Source organism: Caballeronia terrestris, from assembly GCF_001544515.1.
GTDB classification, from domain to species: domain Bacteria; phylum Pseudomonadota; class Gammaproteobacteria; order Burkholderiales; family Burkholderiaceae; genus Caballeronia; species Caballeronia terrestris.
Map to the genome: position 1 here is coordinate 1 of NZ_FCOL02000051.1, position 20,859 is coordinate 20,859.

18 protein-coding genes are annotated in these 20,859 nt (G+C 63.1%); 9 read left to right on the forward strand and 9 right to left on the reverse strand.

What is annotated here, in order from left to right; genetic code table 11:
- Window positions 1-606: 606 nt before the first annotated feature.
- Together AWB67_RS27210 and AWB67_RS27215 are read right to left on the reverse strand one after the other, a co-directional pair.
- Window positions 607-1,896: an MFS transporter gene (locus AWB67_RS27210; protein ID WP_087659318.1), complete on the reverse strand. Its 1,290-nt coding sequence runs from the start codon at window positions 1,894-1,896 to the stop codon at window positions 607-609.
- A gap of 114 nt (window positions 1,897-2,010) precedes the next feature.
- Window positions 2,011-3,231, reverse strand: a complete 1,221-nt coding sequence (locus tag AWB67_RS27215; RefSeq protein ID WP_087659319.1) for a pyridoxal-phosphate-dependent aminotransferase family protein — start codon at window positions 3,229-3,231, stop codon at window positions 2,011-2,013.
- 149 nt (window positions 3,232-3,380) lie between these two features.
- On the opposite strand from AWB67_RS27215, the gene AWB67_RS27220 reads away from it, so the two are divergent.
- Window positions 3,381-4,085, forward strand: a complete 705-nt coding sequence (locus AWB67_RS27220) for a GntR family transcriptional regulator (RefSeq protein ID WP_087659320.1) — start codon at window positions 3,381-3,383, stop codon at window positions 4,083-4,085.
- A gap of 41 nt (window positions 4,086-4,126) precedes the next feature.
- Here the strand turns inward: AWB67_RS27220 and AWB67_RS27225 are convergent, their stop codons facing one another.
- A complete protein-coding gene (locus tag AWB67_RS27225; protein WP_087659321.1) occupies window positions 4,127-4,873 on the reverse strand; it encodes a glucose 1-dehydrogenase in 747 nt (248 codons plus the stop codon).
- A gap of 212 nt (window positions 4,874-5,085) precedes the next feature.
- On the opposite strand from AWB67_RS27225, the gene AWB67_RS27230 reads away from it, so the two are divergent.
- Together AWB67_RS27230 and AWB67_RS27235 are read left to right on the forward strand one after the other, a co-directional pair.
- Window positions 5,086-5,895 carry a class I SAM-dependent methyltransferase gene (locus tag AWB67_RS27230; RefSeq protein ID WP_087659322.1) on the forward strand — a complete coding sequence of 270 codons (810 nt, stop codon included), beginning with the start codon at window positions 5,086-5,088 and terminating at the stop codon, window positions 5,893-5,895.
- Between the two features lie 130 nt (window positions 5,896-6,025).
- Window positions 6,026-6,274, forward strand: a complete 249-nt coding sequence (locus tag AWB67_RS27235; protein ID WP_087659323.1) for a hypothetical protein — start codon at window positions 6,026-6,028, stop codon at window positions 6,272-6,274.
- Window positions 6,275-6,278: 4 nt separating this feature from the next.
- On the opposite strand, the gene AWB67_RS27240 is transcribed toward AWB67_RS27235, so the two are convergent.
- Genes AWB67_RS27240 through AWB67_RS27250 form a run of 3 tightly spaced genes read right to left on the reverse strand, consistent with a single transcriptional unit; the run spans window position 6,279 to window position 10,185 of the window.
- Window positions 6,279-7,325, reverse strand: coding sequence for an alpha/beta fold hydrolase (locus AWB67_RS27240; RefSeq protein WP_087659324.1), 1,047 nt, complete (start codon window positions 7,323-7,325; stop codon window positions 6,279-6,281).
- A gap of 22 nt (window positions 7,326-7,347) precedes the next feature.
- Window positions 7,348-8,856, reverse strand: coding sequence for a M81 family metallopeptidase (locus tag AWB67_RS27245; protein WP_087659325.1), 1,509 nt, complete (start codon window positions 8,854-8,856; stop codon window positions 7,348-7,350).
- Between the two features lie 39 nt (window positions 8,857-8,895).
- Window positions 8,896-10,185 (reverse strand): MFS transporter, encoded by a 1,290-nt coding sequence (locus tag AWB67_RS27250; protein ID WP_087659326.1) that lies wholly within the window; start codon window positions 10,183-10,185, stop codon window positions 8,896-8,898.
- 142 nt (window positions 10,186-10,327) lie between these two features.
- Here AWB67_RS27250 and AWB67_RS27255 point away from each other — a divergent pair, with 142 nt between their 5' ends.
- From AWB67_RS27255 to AWB67_RS27275, 5 genes are all read left to right on the forward strand, one after another.
- Window positions 10,328-11,266 (forward strand): LysR family transcriptional regulator, encoded by a 939-nt coding sequence (locus AWB67_RS27255; protein ID WP_087659327.1) that lies wholly within the window; start codon window positions 10,328-10,330, stop codon window positions 11,264-11,266.
- 141 nt (window positions 11,267-11,407) lie between these two features.
- Window positions 11,408-12,775, forward strand: a complete 1,368-nt coding sequence (locus AWB67_RS27260) for an epoxide hydrolase family protein (protein WP_087659328.1) — start codon at window positions 11,408-11,410, stop codon at window positions 12,773-12,775.
- Between the two features lie 74 nt (window positions 12,776-12,849).
- Entirely contained in the window at window positions 12,850-13,746 is an 897-nt protein-coding gene (locus AWB67_RS27265; protein WP_087659329.1) for a LysR substrate-binding domain-containing protein, read from the forward strand.
- A gap of 82 nt (window positions 13,747-13,828) precedes the next feature.
- On the forward strand, window positions 13,829-15,073 hold the full coding sequence (locus AWB67_RS27270) for an MFS transporter (protein ID WP_087659348.1): 1,245 nt from the start codon (window positions 13,829-13,831) through the stop codon (window positions 15,071-15,073).
- Window positions 15,074-15,214: 141 nt separating this feature from the next.
- Window positions 15,215-16,432 (forward strand): DUF2252 family protein, encoded by a 1,218-nt coding sequence (locus tag AWB67_RS27275; protein WP_087659330.1) that lies wholly within the window; start codon window positions 15,215-15,217, stop codon window positions 16,430-16,432.
- A gap of 19 nt (window positions 16,433-16,451) precedes the next feature.
- On the opposite strand, the gene AWB67_RS27280 is transcribed toward AWB67_RS27275, so the two are convergent.
- The 3 genes from AWB67_RS27280 to AWB67_RS27290 all read right to left on the reverse strand — a co-directional run bounded on the left by AWB67_RS27280 (window position 16,452) and on the right by AWB67_RS27290 (window position 19,310).
- Window positions 16,452-17,294 carry a tetratricopeptide repeat protein gene (locus AWB67_RS27280; protein WP_087659331.1) on the reverse strand — a complete coding sequence of 281 codons (843 nt, stop codon included), beginning with the start codon at window positions 17,292-17,294 and terminating at the stop codon, window positions 16,452-16,454.
- Window positions 17,291-18,205 carry a non-homologous end joining protein Ku gene (ku, locus tag AWB67_RS27285; protein ID WP_087659349.1) on the reverse strand — a complete coding sequence of 305 codons (915 nt, stop codon included), beginning with the start codon at window positions 18,203-18,205 and terminating at the stop codon, window positions 17,291-17,293. The genes AWB67_RS27280 and ku overlap by 4 nt, the downstream gene beginning before the upstream one ends.
- 166 nt (window positions 18,206-18,371) lie before the next feature.
- Window positions 18,372-19,310, reverse strand: a complete 939-nt coding sequence (locus AWB67_RS27290) for a LysR family transcriptional regulator (protein ID WP_087659332.1) — start codon at window positions 19,308-19,310, stop codon at window positions 18,372-18,374.
- Between the two features lie 119 nt (window positions 19,311-19,429).
- On the opposite strand from AWB67_RS27290, the gene AWB67_RS27295 reads away from it, so the two are divergent.
- Complete coding sequence (locus AWB67_RS27295) at window positions 19,430-20,857, forward strand: M20 family metallopeptidase (RefSeq protein ID WP_087659333.1); 1,428 nt, start codon at window positions 19,430-19,432, stop codon at window positions 20,855-20,857.
- Window positions 20,858-20,859 lie beyond the last annotated feature (2 nt).

Below are 20,859 nucleotides of genomic sequence, written 5' to 3' on the forward strand. Positions count from 1 at the left end.
AAGCCGTCTTCTGCTTGCGCTCCTACGAGCCTTAGTTCCCTGCGCGGTGCACCCCACGTCTGAGCGCGTAGCGCGAGAATAGCTCCGTCCTCCCTTCGCTTGACGTGGGGTCCACTAAAACCCATCGTTTGACTAGCGTCCACTTACCTTGACTCCTACGCGTGCACTCAACGTCTAAGCGCGTCGCGCAAGGATAGCGCCGTCTTCGCTTCGCGCAGATGTAGGGTTCACAAAACCATCTTTTGCTTGCGCTCCCTGCTTGCCTAAATTCGCTGCGCCGTGCACCCCACGTCGGAGCGCATAGCGCGAGGACGGATGTATGACTGCTGCACCTGTCCGGCGTACCGCGAGTTGTCACAGTGGGTCCGCGAGCCAAGCCCGGCCCCACCGTGAGGGCGACACTTACTCTCCAGCGCCAATCCGTTCTTACGCGAGTGAGGGTTTGTTTGCACTGGCGGTTGGAAGCTGCTTTCTTTGCTTACTTTCTTTGCAGCAGCAAAGAAAGTGAGTCCCGCCCCGGACAGGGGCAGAGCTAATAGACCATTAAGAAAGCAAGTTCCATCGGAGCACGAGCGCATCAAACGGTTCAGACCAACCGACCCGCCGCTAGGCGCCGATCTGCGACGAAGCCGCATGTTTGCCCGGCTTGGCGGCAAGCTCGAACTTGCTCTCCGGCTGCATGCGGAACGCGAGCACGACGCCGATCGCCATCAGCACCATACTGCCGACGAACGGCAACTCCCAACTGCCGAAGCGGTCAATCAGATACCCCGAGAGCACCGGCGAAATGATCGCGGCCAGCGCCGAACCGGTGTTCATCATGCCGCTCGCGGTGCCGGAATATTGCGGGGCGATGTCCATCGGAATGGCCCACATCGGTCCGATCGTCATTTCCGCGAAGAAGAACCCGGCGGCGAGGCACGCCATCGACAGATACAGGTTGTGCGTGAACATCAGCGGAACGAGCGACGCGAGCGTGAGCAGCATGCACACCGACACCATGTAGCTCCGTGCACGCCTGAGGCTGCCGGTGCGTTCGAGCAGCTTGTCCGTCACGATGCCACCGAGCGTATCGCCCACAACACCTGCGAAGAACACAGCGGACGCGAAGATCGCCGATTTCTTCAGGTCCAGGTGATAGCTGTGCAGGAAGTACTGCGGGATCCAGCTCAGGAACAGCCACAACGTCCAGCCGTAGCAGAAGTAGACGATCGTCACCGGCATCATGCGCTTAAAGAGCGGCATCCACGGCACCTTGGCTGGCTTCGGCTTCGGCGGCGGAAGGACTTCGAGTTCTGCGGCCGTGATGCGCGGATGGTCCTTCGGATGCTCGGTGAACGTGAGCCACCAGACCGCCACCCACACGAGGCTGATCGCCCCGCAGATGAAAAACGACTCGCGCCATCCATAAGCCGCCATCACCACGACAATCGCGCCCGGCGCCACCGCGTTGCCGATGCGCGCCGCCGCGTGCGTGATGCCCTGCGCAAAGCCGCGCCGCTCCTTCGCGACCCAGCGCGACATCGCAGCCGTCGCCGCCGGGAAGGTAGCGCCCTCGCCCAAACCGAGCAGCACGCGCGCGGCCAGCAGTGAGGCGAGACCGCCCGCAAAGCCTGTCAGCAGTGTCGCTAGCGCCCATAGACCGCCGCAGAACAGCAGCGTGCGCTTCGCGCCGAAGCGGTCGCTGACCCAGCCGCCGATTACCTGAAACACCAGATACGGATACGCGAAAGCCGAGAACACCAGCCCGATTTGCGTGTTCGAGAGGCCGAACTCCTTGCCGAAACCCGCCGCCGCCGTGCTGACGTTCACGCGGTCGAGGTAGGTGATGAAATACATGATGCACAACATGATTAAAACGATGCTTGTCGCACTGTTGATACGAAACCGTTTCATCGTTTGTCTCCGTGACTTTATGTGTGCCGGCAGCGCGCCGTGGATGACGCGCAGCCGAGTTCGAGCGGCCGCGTTCTCTTGCGCGGCGCGTTCAGGCTCGGGTACGGGATGGGATCAGGCAGCGGCTTTTAGCGTCGCGGCTTTTGCTTCCGAGGCAAGGAAAGCCATCGCCGCCGGCAAGCCGCTTCCCGCGAGCGGGACGCCCGCCAGTTGCAGGCCCATCTCGCAGCCGGCGAGCGTCGCCATCAGCGTGAGGTCGTTGCAGTCGCCGAGGTGCCCGATGCGGAACATGCGCCCCTTCATCTTGCCGAGGCCTGTTCCGAGCGACATGTCGAAGCGTTCGTAAATCACCTTGCGCACGGCGTCGGCGTCGATGCCTTGCGGCGTCATCACGCCAGTGAGCACCGGGCTGTACACGGCCGGGTCTTCGCACTGGATCTCGAGGCCCCACGCGCTCACCGCGCGACGGCACGCTTCGGCGAGCCGGTTGTGGCGCGCGAAGACGTTGTCGAGCCCTTCGTCGGTGATCATTTCGAGCGCTTCGTTCAGGCCGTACAGCAGGTTCGTGTTCGGCGTGTACGGCCAGTAGCCGCCCTTGTTCATCTCGATGATTTCGTCCCAGCCCCAGAAGCTGCGCGGCAACTTCGCCTCTTTGCTCGCGGCCAGCGCCTTCTTCGATACCGCGTTGAAGCTGATGCCCGGCGGCAGCATCAAGCCTTTCTGCGAACCCGATACGGTGACGTCCACGCCCCATTCGTCGTGTCGATAGTCGGCGCTCGCGAGGCCGGAGATCGTATCGACGAGGAAGAGCGCGGGATGATCGGCGGCATCGATGGCGCGGCGCACGGCGGCGATGTCCGACGTGACACCCGTCGACGTCTCGTTGTGCACGACGCAGACCGCCTTGATCTTGCGCTCCGTGTCGGCGCGCAGGCGCTCTTCGATCATCTGCGGCTGCACCCCGCGCCGCCAGCCTTCGACGCCGGGCAAGCCGAGGAACTCGGGCTTAAGGCTGAGGCTTTCCGCCATCTTTTTCCAGAGCGTGGCGAAGTGGCCGGTTTCGAACATCAGGACGGTATCGCCGGGGCTCAGCGTGTTGACGAGCGCCGCTTCCCACGCGCCCGTGCCCGACGCCGGATAGATCACGACCGGCTGCTGCGTCTTGAAGATCTTCTTGATGCCGTCGAGCACCTTCAGGCCGAGCGCGCCGAATTCGGGGCCACGGTGGTCGATGGTCGGGTAGCTCATCGCGCGCAGGATGCGATCCGGCACCGGGCTCGGTCCGGGGATTTGCAGGAAGTGGCGTCCGGCGGGGTGAAAGTCTAACTCGAGCATTTGGCTCCTCCGATTGAATTTTGCATGCAAAAAACTATACGGCCGGAGACGCGTATCCACCAAGCGAATTTCGACTGGTGTTTACCCCGTTATTTCGAGCATCACCGGAGTTGAGATAAAATGTCGGCAAAGAATCAGGAGAATTTTGTATGCAAAATCTCGAAGTCGGTAAGGATGCCCCGCCGCTGCTGCCAAAAGTCGAACGGCAACGTCTGCACGACACGGTCGTCGATCATCTGCGGCGGTTTATCGTCGAAGGGGTGCTGGAGCCGGGGAAGAAACTCAACGAGCGCGAGCTTTGCGAAACGCTCGACATCTCGCGCACGCCTTTGCGCGAAGCGTTGAAGGTGTTGGCGTCGGAGGGATTGGTCGAGATTTCGCCGAATCGGGGCGCGTCGGTCTCGAAGATGTCCGAGGCCGAGTTACGCGAGACGTTCGAATTGATGAGTGGGCTGGAGGCGTTTTCGGGCGAACTGGCCTGCGAGCGGATCACTGCGGCGGAGATCGCGGAGATCAAGGCGCTGCATTACGCCATGCTCGCGTGCCGCGCGCAGAATGATCTCGCCGGGTATTACAGCCGCAATCAGGCAATCCACGACAAGATCAACGAAGCGGCGCGCAATTCGGCGCTGCGACAGACGTATGTCTCGGTGAACCGGCGCTTGCAGGCGCTGCGCTTCCGGTCAAATTTCCAGACGCCGAAGTGGGATCGCGCGATTCACGATCACGAGGAAATGCTCGAGGCGCTCGACGCGCGCGACGGCAAGCGCCTCTCCGCCATCCTGCGTCACCATCTGCTCGAAAAACGCGATGCGGTGCTTTCGATATCGGCGAGTCCGGAAAGCACCTCTTAGATCTAGGTCGCCCGGCGGGAGCCGGGCGAGTTTGCTTCTATTTACCGCATGCCGCCGCTCGCGACGATGTGTTCGCCCGTCAACCAGCGCGCATCGTCCGATGCGAGAAACGCCGCGATCGTCGCGATGTCGTCCGGCTGGCCCAGGCGGCCGAGCGGCGTCTGACTGAGCGCGGCCGCATCGAATTCGGAGCCGATGATGCCCGCCGCGTGCGTACCTTCCGTCACCACGACGCCCGGGTTGATCGAGTTCACGCGAATCTTCCTCGGGCCGAGTTCGCGCGCGAGCACGCCGGTGATCGCATCGACGGCGCCCTTCGTGCCGCTATACACGGCGCTCGTCGCCGGCGTGATGCTGGTCACGACCGAACTCACGTTGATGATGCTCGCGCCTTCGCCCAGATGGCCGACAGCGGCTTGCGTCGTGAGCAGCACGCCTAGCACGTTGGTATTGAACTGCTTGTGGAAATGCTCTTCGGTGATCTCTTCGATCGCAGAGAACTCGTAGACGCCCGAATTGTTGACGAGGATGTCGAGACGTCCATACGTTTCGATCGCCGCATTGACGATGCCTTTCGCGTCCGCTGCCTTCGACACATCGCCGCCGACGGCGACCGCCTTGCCTTTATCCGCGGTGATCGCGGCGACGACGGCATCGGCGCCTGCCTTGCTGCTTGCATAGTTGACCACGACCGACGCGCCTTCTGCCGCGAGTGCCTTGGCGATAGCGGCGCCGATACCCTTCGATGCGCCCGTGACGATGGCTACCTTACCTGCGAGCTTGCTCATGATCGTTTCCTTATGGAGAGATTGTTTAACGCGGGGACTGACCGGCGGCTGCCTGAGCCGTCCGGCTTGCGATGGTGCAAATGTAGACGTGTCTTCGTCCACGATAAAGCAGCGCCGAACGAATTGACTGGCGGGATTTCATGAACAATCGAGAGACGTATGCGCGGCCTGTGTCTAAGCTTAGAACCATGAGTGATAACTGGAGGCGGCTCATGAACACGCTTCTTACGGATACGACTTTCGCCGGCCCGATCCCCGAGCTTTACGACAGTCTCCTCGTGCCGATGATCTTCTCGCCCTACGCTATCGATCTCGTGAAGCGCGTCGCTGCGCTCAACCCGTCCCGCGTGCTGGAGACTGCTGCCGGAACCGGCGTCGTAACACGCGCGATGGCGCATGCGTTGCCAGCGCATGTTGAACTGGTGGCAACCGATTTGAATCAACCGATGCTGGATCGAGCGGCGGCGGTCGGCATTGAACGACCGGTGACGTGGCAACAGGCAGACGCGATGCACTTGCCCTTCGACGATGCGAGTTTCGATGTCGTCGTCTGCCAGTTCGGGGCGATGTTCTTTCCGGACAAAGCGGGCGCGTACCGGGAAGCGCGGCGCGTCCTCAAGCGCGATGGCGTGCTGCTGTTCAACGTGTGGGACAGGATTGAAGAGAACGAGTTTGCCGAGACGATTTCCATAGCCCTCGGCAAACTCTATCCCGCCGATCCTCCTCGTTTTCTGGAACGCACGCCGCACGGCTATTGCGATACGAACGCAATTTCCAAAGATCTCGCAGATGCGGGCTTCGACGCGATGCCCAGCTTCGACACGGTGACTGCGCGTAGTCTTGCTGCGTCGGCTCAAGTGGCGGCTATCGCGTATTGCCAGGGGACACCGCTGCGTGCGGAGATTGAAAACGTCGCGGAGGCTACGTCGGCCTGCACCGCTGCACTCACCGAGCGATTCGGACAGGGCGCCGTGGACGGCAAGACTCAGGCATATGTCGTTGCGGTAACGCGTTTTTCTTAAACGCCACCATACGCATTACGACTTCTCAATCATATCCATCGAAAACATTAACTGTCGTGGATCGATCGACGGATCTACTCTTTAGTCAACCTCTCAAGCAATTCGAGAGGCGAGATCGAAGGAGTCGATCATGAACCTCGCCGAGAAGTCGTTGCACTATCTGGTCGAAAAGTGGCTTGCACCGTCTGCGGCCGGACACGTCCGCGTCGTTCGATTCGGCCGCATGCGTGGCGACGGCGGGCGCTTCGTTCACGTCGAAGCGTCGGCACAAAGCGGCCGGCGTGCGATGTTCTTCTTCCGGCACGACGACGGCCGCTGGTGCGTGTTTCCGGCCCGCACCGCGCAGCCTTCGATGACCGCGTATCGTCTTGCGGCTTAGGCGATCAAGCAAGCCGCGCGACATCGATCACCGCATCGGCGAATGCCTTGGGCGCTTCCTGCGGCAAGTTATGCCCGATCCCGCCGCCGATGTTCCGATGCTCATACTTGCCCGTAAACTTTTTCGCGTACGCAGCCGGATCGGGATGCGGTGCGCCGTTGGCATCGCCTTCGAGCGTGATGGTCGGCACCGAGATCGTCGGTCCCATCGCAAGACGCTTCTCGAACTCGTCGTACTGCGGTTCGCCGTTGACGAGACCCAGACGCCACCGATAGTTGTGAATCACGACCGCAACGTGATCCGGATTCTTGAACGACTCCGCCGAGCGGTCGTAGGTCGCATCGTCGAAGTTCCAGGTCGGTGACGCGAGACGCCAGATCAGCTTGTTGAAGTCGTATCGATTGGCTTCATAACCAGCCTGGCCGCGCTCGGTGGCGAAATAGAACTGATACCACCACGCGAGTTCCGCCTTCGGAGGCAGCGGCGCCTTGTTGGCCTGCTGGCTGCCGATCAGGTATCCGCTGACCGATACCATCGCCTTGCATCGCTCGGGCCAGAGCGCAGCCATGATGTTCACCGTCCGCGCGCCCCAGTCGAAGCCGCCCAGGACGGCCTTGTCGATCTTCAACGCATCCATGAGCGCGATGATGTCGGCGGCGACCACTGCCTGCTGGCCGTTGCGCGGCGTATCGGCGGACAGGAAGCGCGTCGTACCGTAGCCGCGCAGGTACGGCACGATCACGCGATAGCCGGCGGACGCGAGCATCGGCGCGACTTCGACGAAGCTGTAGATGTCGTAGGGCCAGCCGTGCAGCAGGATCACGACGGGTCCGGTGCGCGGCCCCGCTTCCGCATAGCCGATGTTCAACGCACCCGCATTGACCTGACGGATGTGTTCGAACGAAGTCACTCGCGTTGCGGCTTTGGTGCTCGCGGCCGTGTCGCTCGACTGCGCGCGGACGAGTCCGCTCAGTCCAAGCTCCATCAAGCTGACTCCGGCGATGGTCGTGCGCAACAAGGCGCGACGTCGTGTGTTGATCGAGTCCGGCATGGGCGTTTCTCCTTTGCGATGATTAAACGGCGACTGCACGCAACGCGTGGAACGGCGTGCCCATCGGTCTCACGCGCATATCCGCGCCGAGGCGCTCCCAGGGAAGATCGGCCGGATCGGCGGCCATCGGTCCCGGCGCCTTCGCTACGAGGATCGCTTCGGCGATCGCCTCGAAGTCCGCGCGAAAATGCACCGAACTCTTGTTCACGAGGATCTTCATTCGCTCTGGCTCGATGCCCGCCACGCGGAACAGGTTGCGATCGAACACCTGCATCTTGACTGAGCTGACCGCGATCCTCACACCATCGATCCGCAGGCAAGCGACCGGGCCCAGTTCGCCGTGCATGCCGTTTAGCATCGGGCCGTCGAAGCGGAAGCGTCCATCCGACAGATGCTCGACCTCGTAGACCGCTTCGAGCGGCGCATCGCCCGGCACGCCGGAACAGCCTCCCAGCGCAATCGAAATCCGCGCGCCGACGCCCGCACGATGCGCGGCGGCAGCGGCATCGGCGTCCCAGATCACGCCGACCGCCGCGTCGCGCGCACCGTGGCGCAAGAGCGCTCGCACCATGCCCATCGTGTTCGAATCGCCGCCGACGCCGGGGTTGTCCTGCGTGTCCGCGATGATCACCGGCTTGTCCGCGCTTTGGCTCAAGCGGATAGCTTCCAGCGCCGCTTCATCGGGCGTCAGGAAGGGCACGTCCCAGCGTGCTTCCTCAGCGACAAGCTTTGAATATAGTGCATCGACCGCGCGTTCGGCATCGCCGTTGTCGAACGAATACGCCCAGAGCGTCGGCCCGCATTCCGGGAAATCGGCAGCCGGAAAACCCGGTGCAAACGACACCGATACCACAGGTTCCTTCTCCAGCGTCGCCAGCATCCCGTACATGTCGTTGGCGGGCGCGACGAGCGTACACATGCCGTTCACCGGGATCAGGAACGGGATGCGACGCACCGCGCAATGCAGCGGGCGTGCCTCGGACACGAGGCGTTCGAGGATCTGCGCGGCGCGTTCGCCCGTCTCGGCCATATCGACGTGCGGATAGGTGCGATAGGCCACGAGCGCGCTCGCCTGTTTGAACATGCGCGCGGTGACGTTCGCGTGAAGGTCCAGCGAGACGACGACCGGCATTTGATCGCCGACGATCCTGCGCACCCGTTCGAGCAGCTCGCCCTCGCCGTCATCGACGTGTTCGGTCACCATCGCGCCGTGCAGGTCGAGATAGATCGCGTCGAATCCGCCTTGGCGCACCGCATCGATGATCTCGCCGCCGATGCGTTCGAACGCATCCTTCGTGACGTGCGCCGATGCGCTCGCGCCCGCCCAGATCACGGGCGTCAGGTCGTGCCCCGCGGCCTCGGCGGCCTTAATGAATCCACCGATCGGAACGTTCACGTCGCGCAGTTCGAGTACACCTGCGCCGCGTGCCATCGGCGGGAAACCTTCGCCCTGGACGAAGCTCGTGTAGGACGCCTTGGTTGGCGCAAAGGTATTGGTTTCGTGCTGGAAACCGGCGATCAGGATCTTCATGATTTCACTCTCCATGCTTCAAGGTTATGCGGCGCAAAGCTACGCTTTCTTCATCGTCAGCTTGCCCGTCAGAATCAGTACGGCGGCCGTTGTCGATACACACGCCATGACGATGAGGCCCAGGTGCATGTTCCCGGTCCAGGTCTTGGCCCAGCCGAACACCGCCGGTCCCCAGAATCCGCCCGACAACCCGACCGTATTGATCAACGCGATGCCGCCCGCCGCTGCGGTTCCCTCGACGAGTTGCGAAGGGATGGCCCAGAACACCGTGTAAGCCATCCACAGACATGCGGTTGCACAAGTGAGCGCAATGAGCGTCAGCGTGAGGTTCCCATCGGCGAAGACGGCCGCGATCAAACAGCCCGCAGCGCCGAGCGCAGGAATCGCGCAGTGGAAGCGCCGTTCACCCGATGTGTCGGAATGACGGCCCGCCGCGTACATGCTGATCGCAGCCGCCAGATAGGGAATCGCGACGAACCAGCCGAGGCGGATCGTGTCGTTCACGCCTTGATCCTTGAGCAGCGCCGGGAGCCAGAAACTGATCGCGTAGATCGGGAAGATGATGCTGAAATACGCGATGGCGAGCACATAGACGCGCGGGCTTCGCAGAATCTCTTTGAACGAATCCGCACGATGCAGCGTTGGAGCGGTCTCGCGATCGAGCAGCAGTTTTTCGTCGTCGGTGAGCCAGCGGGCGTCCGCCGGACGATCGGACAGAACACGCAGCGTGAGCAGCCCGAGCGCGATGCACGGCAAGCCTTCGACGAGGAACATCCACTGCCAGCCCGCGAGGCCACCGACGCCGGAAAGCGTCGTCATGAGCCACGCCGACAACGGACCGCCGACGATGCCGCCCAGCGGCCCGGCGACGAACACGAGCGCAATCGCACGCGCCATGCGGGCGGGCCCATACCAGCACGACAGGTAATAGATCATCCCCGGCGCGAAGCCCGCTTCGAAGACGCCGAGCAGGAAGCGCATCGCATAGAAGGCCGGCACGTTGCGCACGAACAGCATGCACGCCGACGTGATGCCCCACAGCACGAGAATGCGGCTGAACGTGAGGCGCGCGCCAACCCTCGGCAGCATCAGGTTGCTGGGGATTTCGAAGAGGACGTAGCCGAGAAAGAAGATGCCGGCGCCGACGCCGTACGCCGCGTCGGAGAAACCAAGGTCGCTTTGCATCTGGAGCTTCGCGAACCCGACGTTCACGCGATCCAGATAAGCAAACATGTAGCAGATGACGAGGAACGGCAAGAGCCGCCAGTTGAGCTTTGTGTAGAGCGCCGAGGCGGAATCGGCGGTGATCGATGGATGGATTGCTGACATGGGTGTCTCCCGGTTCTCTTCCACTGGACCCGTCTTTGGGGTTGATTCATGGTGGCAGGGCGAAAACCCACTAGCAAGAGCAACAAAGTTCACATATCGTTGTTCTGTGAGCAACGCAGCAACGGCCGGGGAGCGACGCAAAATGCGAGAGATCAATCAGCAGCGGCTTCGGTATTTTCATGAGGTGCTGGCGCACGGCACGATCCGTGGGGCTGCGGATAGCCTCAATACGTCGCCGTCCGTTATTACGCGGCAGATCAAACTGCTCGAAGACGAACTGAATACGACGCTCTTCGAACGACAGGCGCGCGGCTTGAAGCCGACGGAAGCGGCAGCTCACTTGCTTGAGTTCTGGCAGGGTTATCGGTCGCAGCAGGAGAAGCTCGAAGATCAACTGCACGCGCTGAAAGGCCTTCAGCAAGGGCATATTCAACTGGCAGTCAGCGAAGGCTACGTCGATACGCTCGTCGACGACGTGCTCGCGCCATTCTGCGCCCGCTATCCGAAGCTGGACATTGGCATGGAGATGCTTGCCGTCGACGCGATCCTCGATGAAGTCGCGGAAAGCCGCGCGCATATCGGGCTCGCGTACAACCCGCCGCCGCATCCACGCATCGGGATTCGTGCGAGTTCTTCGCAGCCTGTCGTGCTTTTGTTGAGAAGCGATCATCCGCTCGTCAAGCGCAAAGGGCCCGCGACAATCGACGATCTGCGCGCATATCCGCTCGCGCTGATGCCGCCGACGTTCGGCATCGGTCACGTCGTGAAGATGCTGGAGCTGGCCGAGAACATCACGATCCGCCCGACGCTCACGACGAACTCGCTAGGCGCGTTGAAGCGATTCGTGACGGCGGAAAACTTCGTGACGCTGATCGGTGAATTCGCGGCTTATCGCGAGATTGACAGCGGCGAGTTGACGACGATCCCGATCGCGCATCAACTGTTCGAAGGCGCGCAAGCGAGGGTGCTGGTCAAAACCGGCAGGCCGCTCGCGCCCGGTCCGCTTGAATTGCTTAAGTGGATCGAGGAACGAATGCCAATGTTTGCTTCGATCAAACGAGGTAAAGGCCGCGGCAGCTAACGATTGCTGTTGTACGACACTGTATCGGCGATGCGCGGAGATACTTGCGCTTACACGAATCGTCCTCTACGACATAGTGCAGATACGTCTGCGCGTTTCAATGTGTCTCGTCAGGCGTTAAGCCCTTCCTTGGAGATGCAGATGACAGACGTCAAAGCCACCGCAGTCCCGATCCAATCGCCCTCGCGCCGCCGTTTCGTCGGCGCAACGGCGGCGAGCCTTGCAGCGGGCTCGCTAAGCCCGCTCGTTTTTGCAGATACCGCTCAAGACATCACCTCGGTTGCAAAGCCTGCTGCCGGTGACAAAACTGCGATACGTCCACTTCGCGTCCACGTGCCGGAATCACAACTCGTCGACTTGCGACGACGCATCAAGGCGACGCGCTGGCCCGATCGCGAGACCGTCGCGGACGATTCGCAAGGCGTGCCGCTCGCGATGATCCAGGAATTCGCGCACCATTGGGCGACCGACTACGACTGGCGCAAGTGCGAGGCGCGGCTCAACGCCCTGCCGCAGTTCGTCACTGAAATCGACGGCCTGGACATTCACTTCATCCACGTGCGCTCGAAACATGAGAACGCGATGCCACTGATCGTCACGCACGGCTGGCCCGGCTCGGTCATCGAGCAGTTCAAGATAATCGATCCGCTCGTCAATCCGACGGCGCATGGCGCGAGGGCGTCGGACGCGTTCCATCTGGTGATCCCGTCGCTGCCGGGCTATGGGTTTTCCGGCAAGCCGACCACGACCGGCTGGGGTCCGGAGCGCACCGCGCGCGCCTGGGTCGTGCTGATGACGCGCCTCGGATACACGCGCTTCGCGTCGCAAGGCGGCGATCTCGGCGGCATCGTGACGAACGTGATGGCCAAGCAGGCGCCGCCCGAACTGATCGGCATCCACGTCAACTTTCCGGCGACCGTGCCCGCCGACATCGTCAAGTCGATCCAGGCGGGCGATCCGCCGCCGTCCAACCTCTCCGCCGACGAGAAGCTGGCGTACGAGCAATTGAGCGTCAACGCCATGAAGCGGCGCGGCTACGCGTTCGAGATGGGGACGCGCCCGCAGACGCTCTACGGACTCGCGGATTCTCCTGTCGGGCTGGCCGGCTGGCTCCTCGACCACGGCGACGGCTACGGCCAGCCGGCGGCGGCGATCACGTCGGCCGTGCTGGGGCGCACGATCAACGGCCACTCCGCAGGCGACCTGACCCGCGACGACGTCCTCGACGACATCACGCTCTACTGGCTCACGAACACGGGCGTCTCGGCGGCGCGCTTCTACTGGGAGTCGCACTTCAACTTTGTCCTTGCCGCCGATGTCTCCGTGCCGGCGGCCGTGAGCGCCTTCCCCGGCGAGAACTATCAGGCGCCGCGCAGCTGGACGGAGCGTGCTTATCACAATCTCGTCTATTACAACCGGCCCGACAAGGGCGGCCATTTTGCGGCGTGGGAACAACCGCAGTTGTTCGCCGAAGAGGTCCGCGCCGGATTACGGCCGGTGCGTTCATAACGGCGCGCGCTTGCCGCTTCCTTCGTCGATCGCTATCCTCGGCCGAAGCCAGGCTATCGCAAGAAGGACACGCAATGCCGCTTCGCCTTCCTCCTCTGTCGGCCCTCCGCTTCTTCGAGGCGGCTGGCCGGCACTGCAGCTTCAAGCTCGCCGCAGCGGAACTGAGCGTGACGCCGAGCGCGGTCAGTCACGGCATCGTCGGGCTGGAGGAAGCGCTCGGCGTCGAACTGTTCGTGCGCGAGCCCGGCCGGCTTTCGCTGACGCCAGCGGGCGCCGACTATCTCGTGTACGTGTCGGAGGCGTTCTCGCTGATCGCGATCGGCACGCAGCGACTGCCCGACAAGCGCGCGCGCCGCTCGATCCTCGTCACCTGCGCGCCGACGTTCGCCTCCCGCTGGCTACTGCCGCGCCTCGCGCGCTTTTACGAGCGCTGGCCCGCGATCGACGTCACGGTCGATACGTCGCGCCGTCAGGTCGGCTTTCCCGTTGATGGCTTCGACTTCGCGATTCGCCTCTCCCGCGCGCCGGTGGCGGGCGATCGATGGGCGCGTCTGTTCGGCGAAGTGCATGTGCCGGTGTGCAGCGCTGCGTATCGCGAGCGTGTGCCCGCTCTGCAAAACGCGACGCTGATCCACGTCGATACCGCGAGCGAGGACTGGCAAGCCTGGCTCGAAGCGACGGGAATCGAAGGCGTCGGCACCGCTGGCAGCTTGCGCGTCGATACGATCCAGATGGCTTTCGAAGCGGCCTCGGCCGGGCTCGGCGTCGTGCTCGGACGCCGGCCGCTCGTCGATCGCGATCTAGAAAGCGGCGCGCTCGTCGAAATCGGGCAGCCGGCGATCCAGTCGCAGACGGCGTACTGGCTCGTGAGCTCGGAGGGCGCCGAGCATCGGCCGGATCTCATCGGCTTCAGGCAATGGCTGCTGGACGAAGCGGATCACATCGAAGACAAAACACCTGCTGGCAGTTGAATTTTCTTCATCCGCCGTCGAGGACTTTTCGTTTGCCGTGCCCGCGCCGCGCTGCGAGCATGACGGCGAGGAGGACATCACCATGTCGACGGCAAGTCACGAAACGCCCCATGTTTTCGCAGTCACGCAACGCAACGTCACGCTCGCGATCATCGCGGGGGCGCTCATCCTGAGCGCAGCAATGGGCGTGCGTCAGACCTTCGGCCTCTTCATCAACCCCTTCTCGTTCGATCGCGGACTGCCCGTTACGCTGATCGCGTTCGCCATCGCGCTGCACAACCTCGTCTGGGGCTTCGCGCAACCGTTCGCGGGCGCGGCGGCGGATCGCTACGGCGCCGCGCCCGTCGTCGCGTTCGGTGCCGCGATGTATGCCGCGGGTCTCGCGCTCGCGGCCATCGCGCCGTCGGGCTGGGTCATGGTGATCGGCCTCGGGTTGTTCGTGGGGCTCGGCATCAGTTGCACGACCTTCGGCGTCGTGATGACGGCCGTCGGACGCGCGGTTTCCGCCGAGAAGCGCAGCATGGCGATGGGGCTCGTGAGCGCGGGCGGGTCGCTCGGACAGGTACTCATGGTGCCGCTCGCGCAGGCGGTCCGCGAATCGTCGGGCGTCTTCGCGTCGCTCGTCGTGCTGTCCGTCGTGCTGCTTCTGGTCGCGCCGCTCGGGATCGTGCTCGATCGCAACGGGCGCGCAGCCGCGTCGGATGCGCATGTTCAGGCGCAGTCGCTCAGGGAGACGCTGGGCCAGGCGCGGCGGCATCGCGGCTATCGGCTGCTCACGATCGGATTCTTCACCTGCGGCTTCCAGCTCGCGTTCATCGCGACGCATCTGCCGGGATACCTCCTCGTCTGCCACATGCCGTTGGCGCTCGGTGCGACCGCGCTCGCGCTGATCGGTCTCTTCAACATGGCGGGAAGCTGGGGCTGCGGCTGGCTCGGCGGACGATTTCGCCAGCAACACGTGCTCGGCTGGCTCTATCTGATCAGGAGCGCGGCGATCGGCGGGTTCTTTTTGCTGCCAAAGTCGACGGCCTCCGTTACGATCTTCGCGGCGGTGATGGGGCTGACGTGGCTCGGAACCGTGCCGCTGACGAGCGGGCTCGTCGCGAAGGTGTTCGGTACGTGGCATCTCGGGACGCTGTTTGGAGTGTGTTTTCTGAGCCATCAGATCGGCTCGTTTCTCGGGGCGTGGCTCGGCGGGTTCGTGTTCGACGTCACCGGCTCGTATTCGCTCGTGTGGGAAGCGACGGTCGTCGCGGGGGTGGTCGCGGCACTGTTGCATTTTCCGATCGACGATAAGGCGGTCGAGGTTGTCTTGCGGGAGGTTTGATAGGCCAACGACGGTCGTTGCTTACGGAATCCATACGGCAAGAGCACACGGCACGAGACGTGCTGTAACTGAGCAACGCAGGCTCTCGCACTCATGCGAAGCCTCTTGCCAACTTACCGCGCTTCAGGAACCCCGACCGATATGGCCAAAACAAAACGAGCGCGCGGACTCCCGCAGCCGCCCGACCGGCAAGCCTTGCTCACGGCCCTTCGCAACGAAAAGATGGCGGTCTCCGCGCACGCCTTCGTACGCGGCAACACGATGCGTTTCTATGAATGGCTCGACGGCATCGAAGGCCACGCGCTGCCCGATGGCCCGCCCGTCTGGATTTGCGGCGACTGTCACACGGGCAATCTCGGACCCGTTGCCGATGCGCAGGGCAAAGTCGAAATCGCCATCCGCGATCTCGATCAGACCGTGATCGGCAATCCGGCGCACGACATCATCCGGCTCGCATTGTCGCTCGCGACGGCCGCGCGCGGCTCCGATCTGCCCGGCGCGATCACGGTGCGCCTGATGGAAGCGGTCGCCGACGGCTACGAAAGTTCCTTCGATCCCGCCGCCAGCGAACCCGACCCAAAGCGCAACAAACCCGAAATGGTGCGCCTCGTGATGAAGGAAGCGACGCGGCGCTCGTGGCGTCACCTCGCGACCGAGCGCATCGAGGACCTCAAGCCGGCGATCCCGCTCGGCAAGCGCTTCTGGCCGATATCGTCCGCCGAAAAAGAGGAAATCGAGGCGTTGTTCGGCAAGCATTCTGTGGCGTCGCTCGCGACATCGCTCCGAGGCGGCGGCGACGAATCGGCCGTCACCGTGCTCGATGCCGCGTACTGGGTCAAAGGCTGCAGCTCGCTCGGGCGACTGCGTTTCGCGGTACTGCTCGATATCGACGGCGGCGTGGTCGATGGCGACGACCTGTGTCTCATCGACGTGAAGGAGGCGGTGAAAGCCGCCGCGCCGCGCTACAGCAGCGAGACGATGCCGCGGGATCAGGCGGAGCGGGTGATTGAAGGGGCGCGGCATCTGACACCGGCACTCGGCCACCGGATGCGCGCCGCCCGGCTCAACGATCGCGCGGTGTTCATCCGCGAGTTGCTGCCGCAGGACATGAAGCTGACCATCGACGAGTTGTCGCCAAAGGATGCGACCGAGGTGGCGCGGTTTCTCGCGCGGGTGGTCGGCAAGGCTCACGCCCGTCAGATGAACGAAGCGGACAGGCGCGCGTGGCTCGGCGTGTTGAGAGGGCGCAGTTCGAAGACGCTCGATGCGCCGTCGTGGCTATGGAAAAGCGTACTGCCGCTGATCAGCGGTCACGAGACGGCGTATCTCGAACATTGCAGGCGGTTTGCGTTGTCGTGAGGCGTGGAGGGTCGAACGGTCACCCGCCGAGTCTGCGATACGCGCTCAGATGCCTCACCAGACCCTGCTTGTCGCCGCGAATCTCGCTCAACCGCGCGAGGTTGAAGTGCGCATCGGCATGAGCGGGGTCGAGTTCGATGCATCGCTCGTACGCCTCTGCGGCTGCGTCGTGGCGCTTCAGCTCTTCGAGCACGACCGCGCGATTGAAATGCAGCAGCGCGTCGTCGGGAAAGTGCGTAAGCGCCTGATCGAACATGGATAGCGCTTCTTCGTAGCGCGTTTCGCCTTCGGAGAGCAGCACGCCGAGGTTGGTGTACGCGCTGTAATGCGGATTCGGCGACAACTCCAGCACGTTGCGATACGCCCGCTCCGCGCCGATGGCATCGCTGTCCGCAAGCTGTTCCGCCAGCGCGAACCACTCGTCGGCCTGTTGCTCGCGGCTCTTTACGTTGCGCGGCGTGGCATCTAGGAACGTGACATCGCCTTTGATCGGCGCGACTTCGAAATCGAACAGATGCTGCCCGGAAGCGGCATCCCATTGGCCCGATCCGGTCTTGACCGCGACGCTGTCGCCGACGGCCGTGATGCGGATTCCCGAGAGAGGAAGCTCGTCGGGCAACTCCGATTTGAGCTTGGCAAGCGCGCGCAAGATCTTGCGCGACGCGATCTTCGCGGACTGCAACTGAAAGGCCGTGCGCAACACCACCACGTCCTGAAACGTGAAACGCAGTTCGTTGCGCCGGCCGCGCGTGGGCTGAACGAACCCCGCGTCGATCAAGCCCGTCAGCACGCTCCTCGATACGCCCAGCAGGGACTGCAGGCTGCGCAGCGAGTAATCCTGCGGAGCATCGCGTCTTGTCACTTGCGGGCCCGGACCTTTGCGGGCGGCGCTTCCTCGACCTTCGCTACGGCACGCTTGGCGGGCCGGCGCGGCTTGGTCGCGAGCACTTCATCTTCTTCTGCAGGTTCGGCTTTCCTGGCCGGAGCCTTCTTGGGCTTGCTCTTCGAAAGACTCGCGCGCAAAGCCTCCATCAAGTCGATGACCTGCCCGCCCGGCTCATCGCTAGTGGCTTCCGGCGACACGATCTGCTTGCCCGCGATCTTCTGATCGATCGCGGCGAGAATGCGCTTCTTCTCTTCGTCCTCGTAGGCGGACGGGTCGTATGCGTCTTCCGAAACCTGGTCGATGATTTGCAGCGCGAGTTGCAATTCCGTACCGGTAACGGCCACGTTTTCGATGTTCAAGTCGCTCAATGCGCGCACTTCGTCCGCGAACAAGAGCTGCTGGAAAATCATGCCGTCGTCAGCGGGACGCACCTGGACGATGCGCGTCTTGCCCTTATACGACCACTTGGCGAGCGCGCAGCGCTGGCTCTCCTGCATGGCCTGCCGAAGCAGACTGTAGGGCTTGCCGCCGCGCTTGTCCGGCGCGATGAAATACGCTTTGTCGTAGTAGAGCGGATCGACCGATTTCTCCGGCACGAACGAAACGATCTCGACGACATGACTCGCGCCTTCTTCGAGCGCCTTCAGTTCATCCGACGTAAAGACGACGTACTGCCCTTTCTCGAACTCGTAACCTTTCTTCATATCGGAGCGAGCCACGACCTCGCCGGTGGCTTCGGAGACGTACTGCTGCTTGACTCGGCCGCCATCGGGGGAAAGGAAATTGAAGCCGACGCCGGAGGCACTTTCGGTCGCCGAGTAGAGCTTGACCGGGATGGAAACGAGACCGAAGGAGAGAGTCAACGAAGCGATCGAACGCGCTGCCATAAAGGCCTCCTCGTAGCCGGCGGCGGAGAATTCGCGCGGCATTAAGCTCACAGATGTGGCGATAGCGGCCTCAGTGGCGCATACGAGCAGCGGGAGGTCGGCCGATATCCTCCGCTTGTGCCAAGCTTAGCACCGTGCCCGGAGCAATGTAGCAAGGAAGGTGCCGTCAACGCGAGACACGCGTGCGGCCTTTCCTCGGCTTTGCGACGTCTGCCGTGGATAACGCCGACTTCAGCGTTTCCAGAAACTGAATGACGGACGGAGGAAGATGGCGGCCCTTCATCGTCGTGACTTGGAGGAAGCGCTCGTTCAACAGCGGTTCGTCGATGTGCTTTGCCAGCAGGGTCGGCTCGGCCTCCATCCCTTGCAACGCGATCGCGCTGCCTAGCGTGATCGCGCCGGTCAGCGCGGCGAACTGGTGCATCGCGCTGGAATTGTTGCTCGTGAAAAGCGGCTCGAGGTGCTTTCCCCGCAGCGAACAGCACCAGTCGATGAGTTGACGAACCGTCGTGCCGCGTTCGAGGACGGCGACAGGATAGTCGAAGAGATCGTCGAACGTCAGGGCGTCTTTGTCGGCGAGCGGATGCGACGGACGCAATAACGCGCACACGGGCGCGCTCATGCTGAACTCGGCGTGAACGGCGGTGGACGTCGACGTCGAAAACGCCAAACCCACATCGACCTCGCCTTGCGCGACCCACTGTTCCACCTGCGCGGGCGTTCCCGAACGCAGGACGAATCGCGCTCGGGGATGCTCCGCGTGAAAGCCTGCGAGCACGCCGGGCAGAAAATTGCGCGTGAAGCCCTCGGTGCACCCGACTCTCACGATGCCCCGGCCCAACGCGTGCGCCTCGGATATCTCGCTCAAGACGGCGTCCGCGTCCAGCAGCGCGCGGCGCGCATGTTCCGCGAGGAGCTGGCCGGAATCCGTGAGCACCATGCCGCGCGGCATGCGTTCGAAGAGCGGCGTGCCGACCTCGTCTTCGAGCTTGGCGATCTGCCGGCTAATGGCGGACACGGCCACATGCAGATTCTCCGACGATGCCGCCAGCGACCCCGTCCGCGCGACCTCGAGAAAGTACCTGAGCGCGATTCCGTGAAGCATTCTTCCGCCCCCTCTTGCGTTGCCATTTCGGCAATGCTATCCGCTAATTTTGAAATTGTGGCGAATTTTTGGCGTTCATAGACTGCCTCTCACCTCTTCAAAGACTGCGAGGAATTTCAGTGGAAGCTCGTCAAATCACGCGCGCCTCGGCGATTGCCGGCGCGTATGAAAACTTCGATTCAGGTGCGCTGCTCGCCGATTTGCGCCGCCGCGTCGCGTTCAGAACCGAGAGCCAGGAAGCGTCCGGCATCGACGCGCTCCATGCGTATCTGGAAACAGAGATCGCGCCGACGCTTTCAAAGTTGGGCTTCACAAGCCGAATCGTCGATAACCCCGCCGGCAAAGGCGCGCCATTTCTCATCGCCGAACGTCACGAGGGCGGCCACCTGCCTACCGTGCTGACCTACGGGCATGGCGATGTCGTCAGAGGATATGACGAGCAGTGGCAGAGCGGCCTCAAACCGTGGGAAGTCACCGTCGATGGAGACCGCTGGTACGGCCGCGGCACGGCGGACAACAAGGGTCAGCATTCGGTGAACTTCGCAGCACTCGCGGCCGTGATCGAGGCTCGCGGCGGCAAGCTGGGCTACAACGTCAAGGTCATCTTCGAGACCGGCGAGGAAATCAGCTCCCCGGGTCTCGATGCAGTCTGCGCCGCCGAAGCCGACGCACTTCGCGCCGACGTATTCCTCGCCTCCGATGGCCCCCGCGTATCGGCGGAGCGTCCGACACTGTTCCTCGGTTCGCGCGGCGGCGTGCCGTTCGAACTGCTCGTCGACTTGCGCGAGGGCGGACATCATTCGGGGAACTGGGGCGGCGTGCTGCGCAATCCGGCGGTCGTGCTCGCGCATGCACTCGCGACACTCGTCGATCGCGACGGACGAATCATCGTCGAGGGGCTGCGTCCGCCGCCGATTTCGGATGCGGTCAGACATGCGCTTGCCGATATCGAACTCGGTCGCGACGACAGTTCGCCCGACATCGACCCCACGTGGGGCGAGCCCGGACTGACGCCGACCGAGCGCGTCATCGGATGGAACGCGCTCGAAGTGCTCGCGATCAAGTCCGGCAACGCGGACGCGCCCGTCAACGCGATTCCGCCAGTAGCCAAGGCAGTGTGCCAGTTGCGCTTCGTCGTCGGCACGGATTGGAAACACGTGCGCGAGCATCTGGAGCATCACTTCGAGCAGCACGGTTTCAAGCACGTGCAAGTAAAAGTATCGAGCGGTACGCCCGCGACGCGTCTCGACCTCGACGACCCCTGGGTCCACTGGGCACTCGACTCGATGCGCCACACGACCGACAAGAAGCCCGCGTTGCTTCCGAATCTAGGCGGCACGGTTCCCAACGACGTGTTCGCTAAAACGCTCGCGCTTCCGACGCTGTGGGTCCCGCATTCGTATCCGGCCTGCAATCAGCACGCGCCGAACGAGCATCTTCTGGGCTCGGTCGCGCGCGAAGCCCTCGGCGTCATGGCCGGACTGTGGTGGGACCTGGGCGAGTCCGGGGCCGCCATTGTCGAACGTCGGAAGTGCGCATCCCGCTAAAC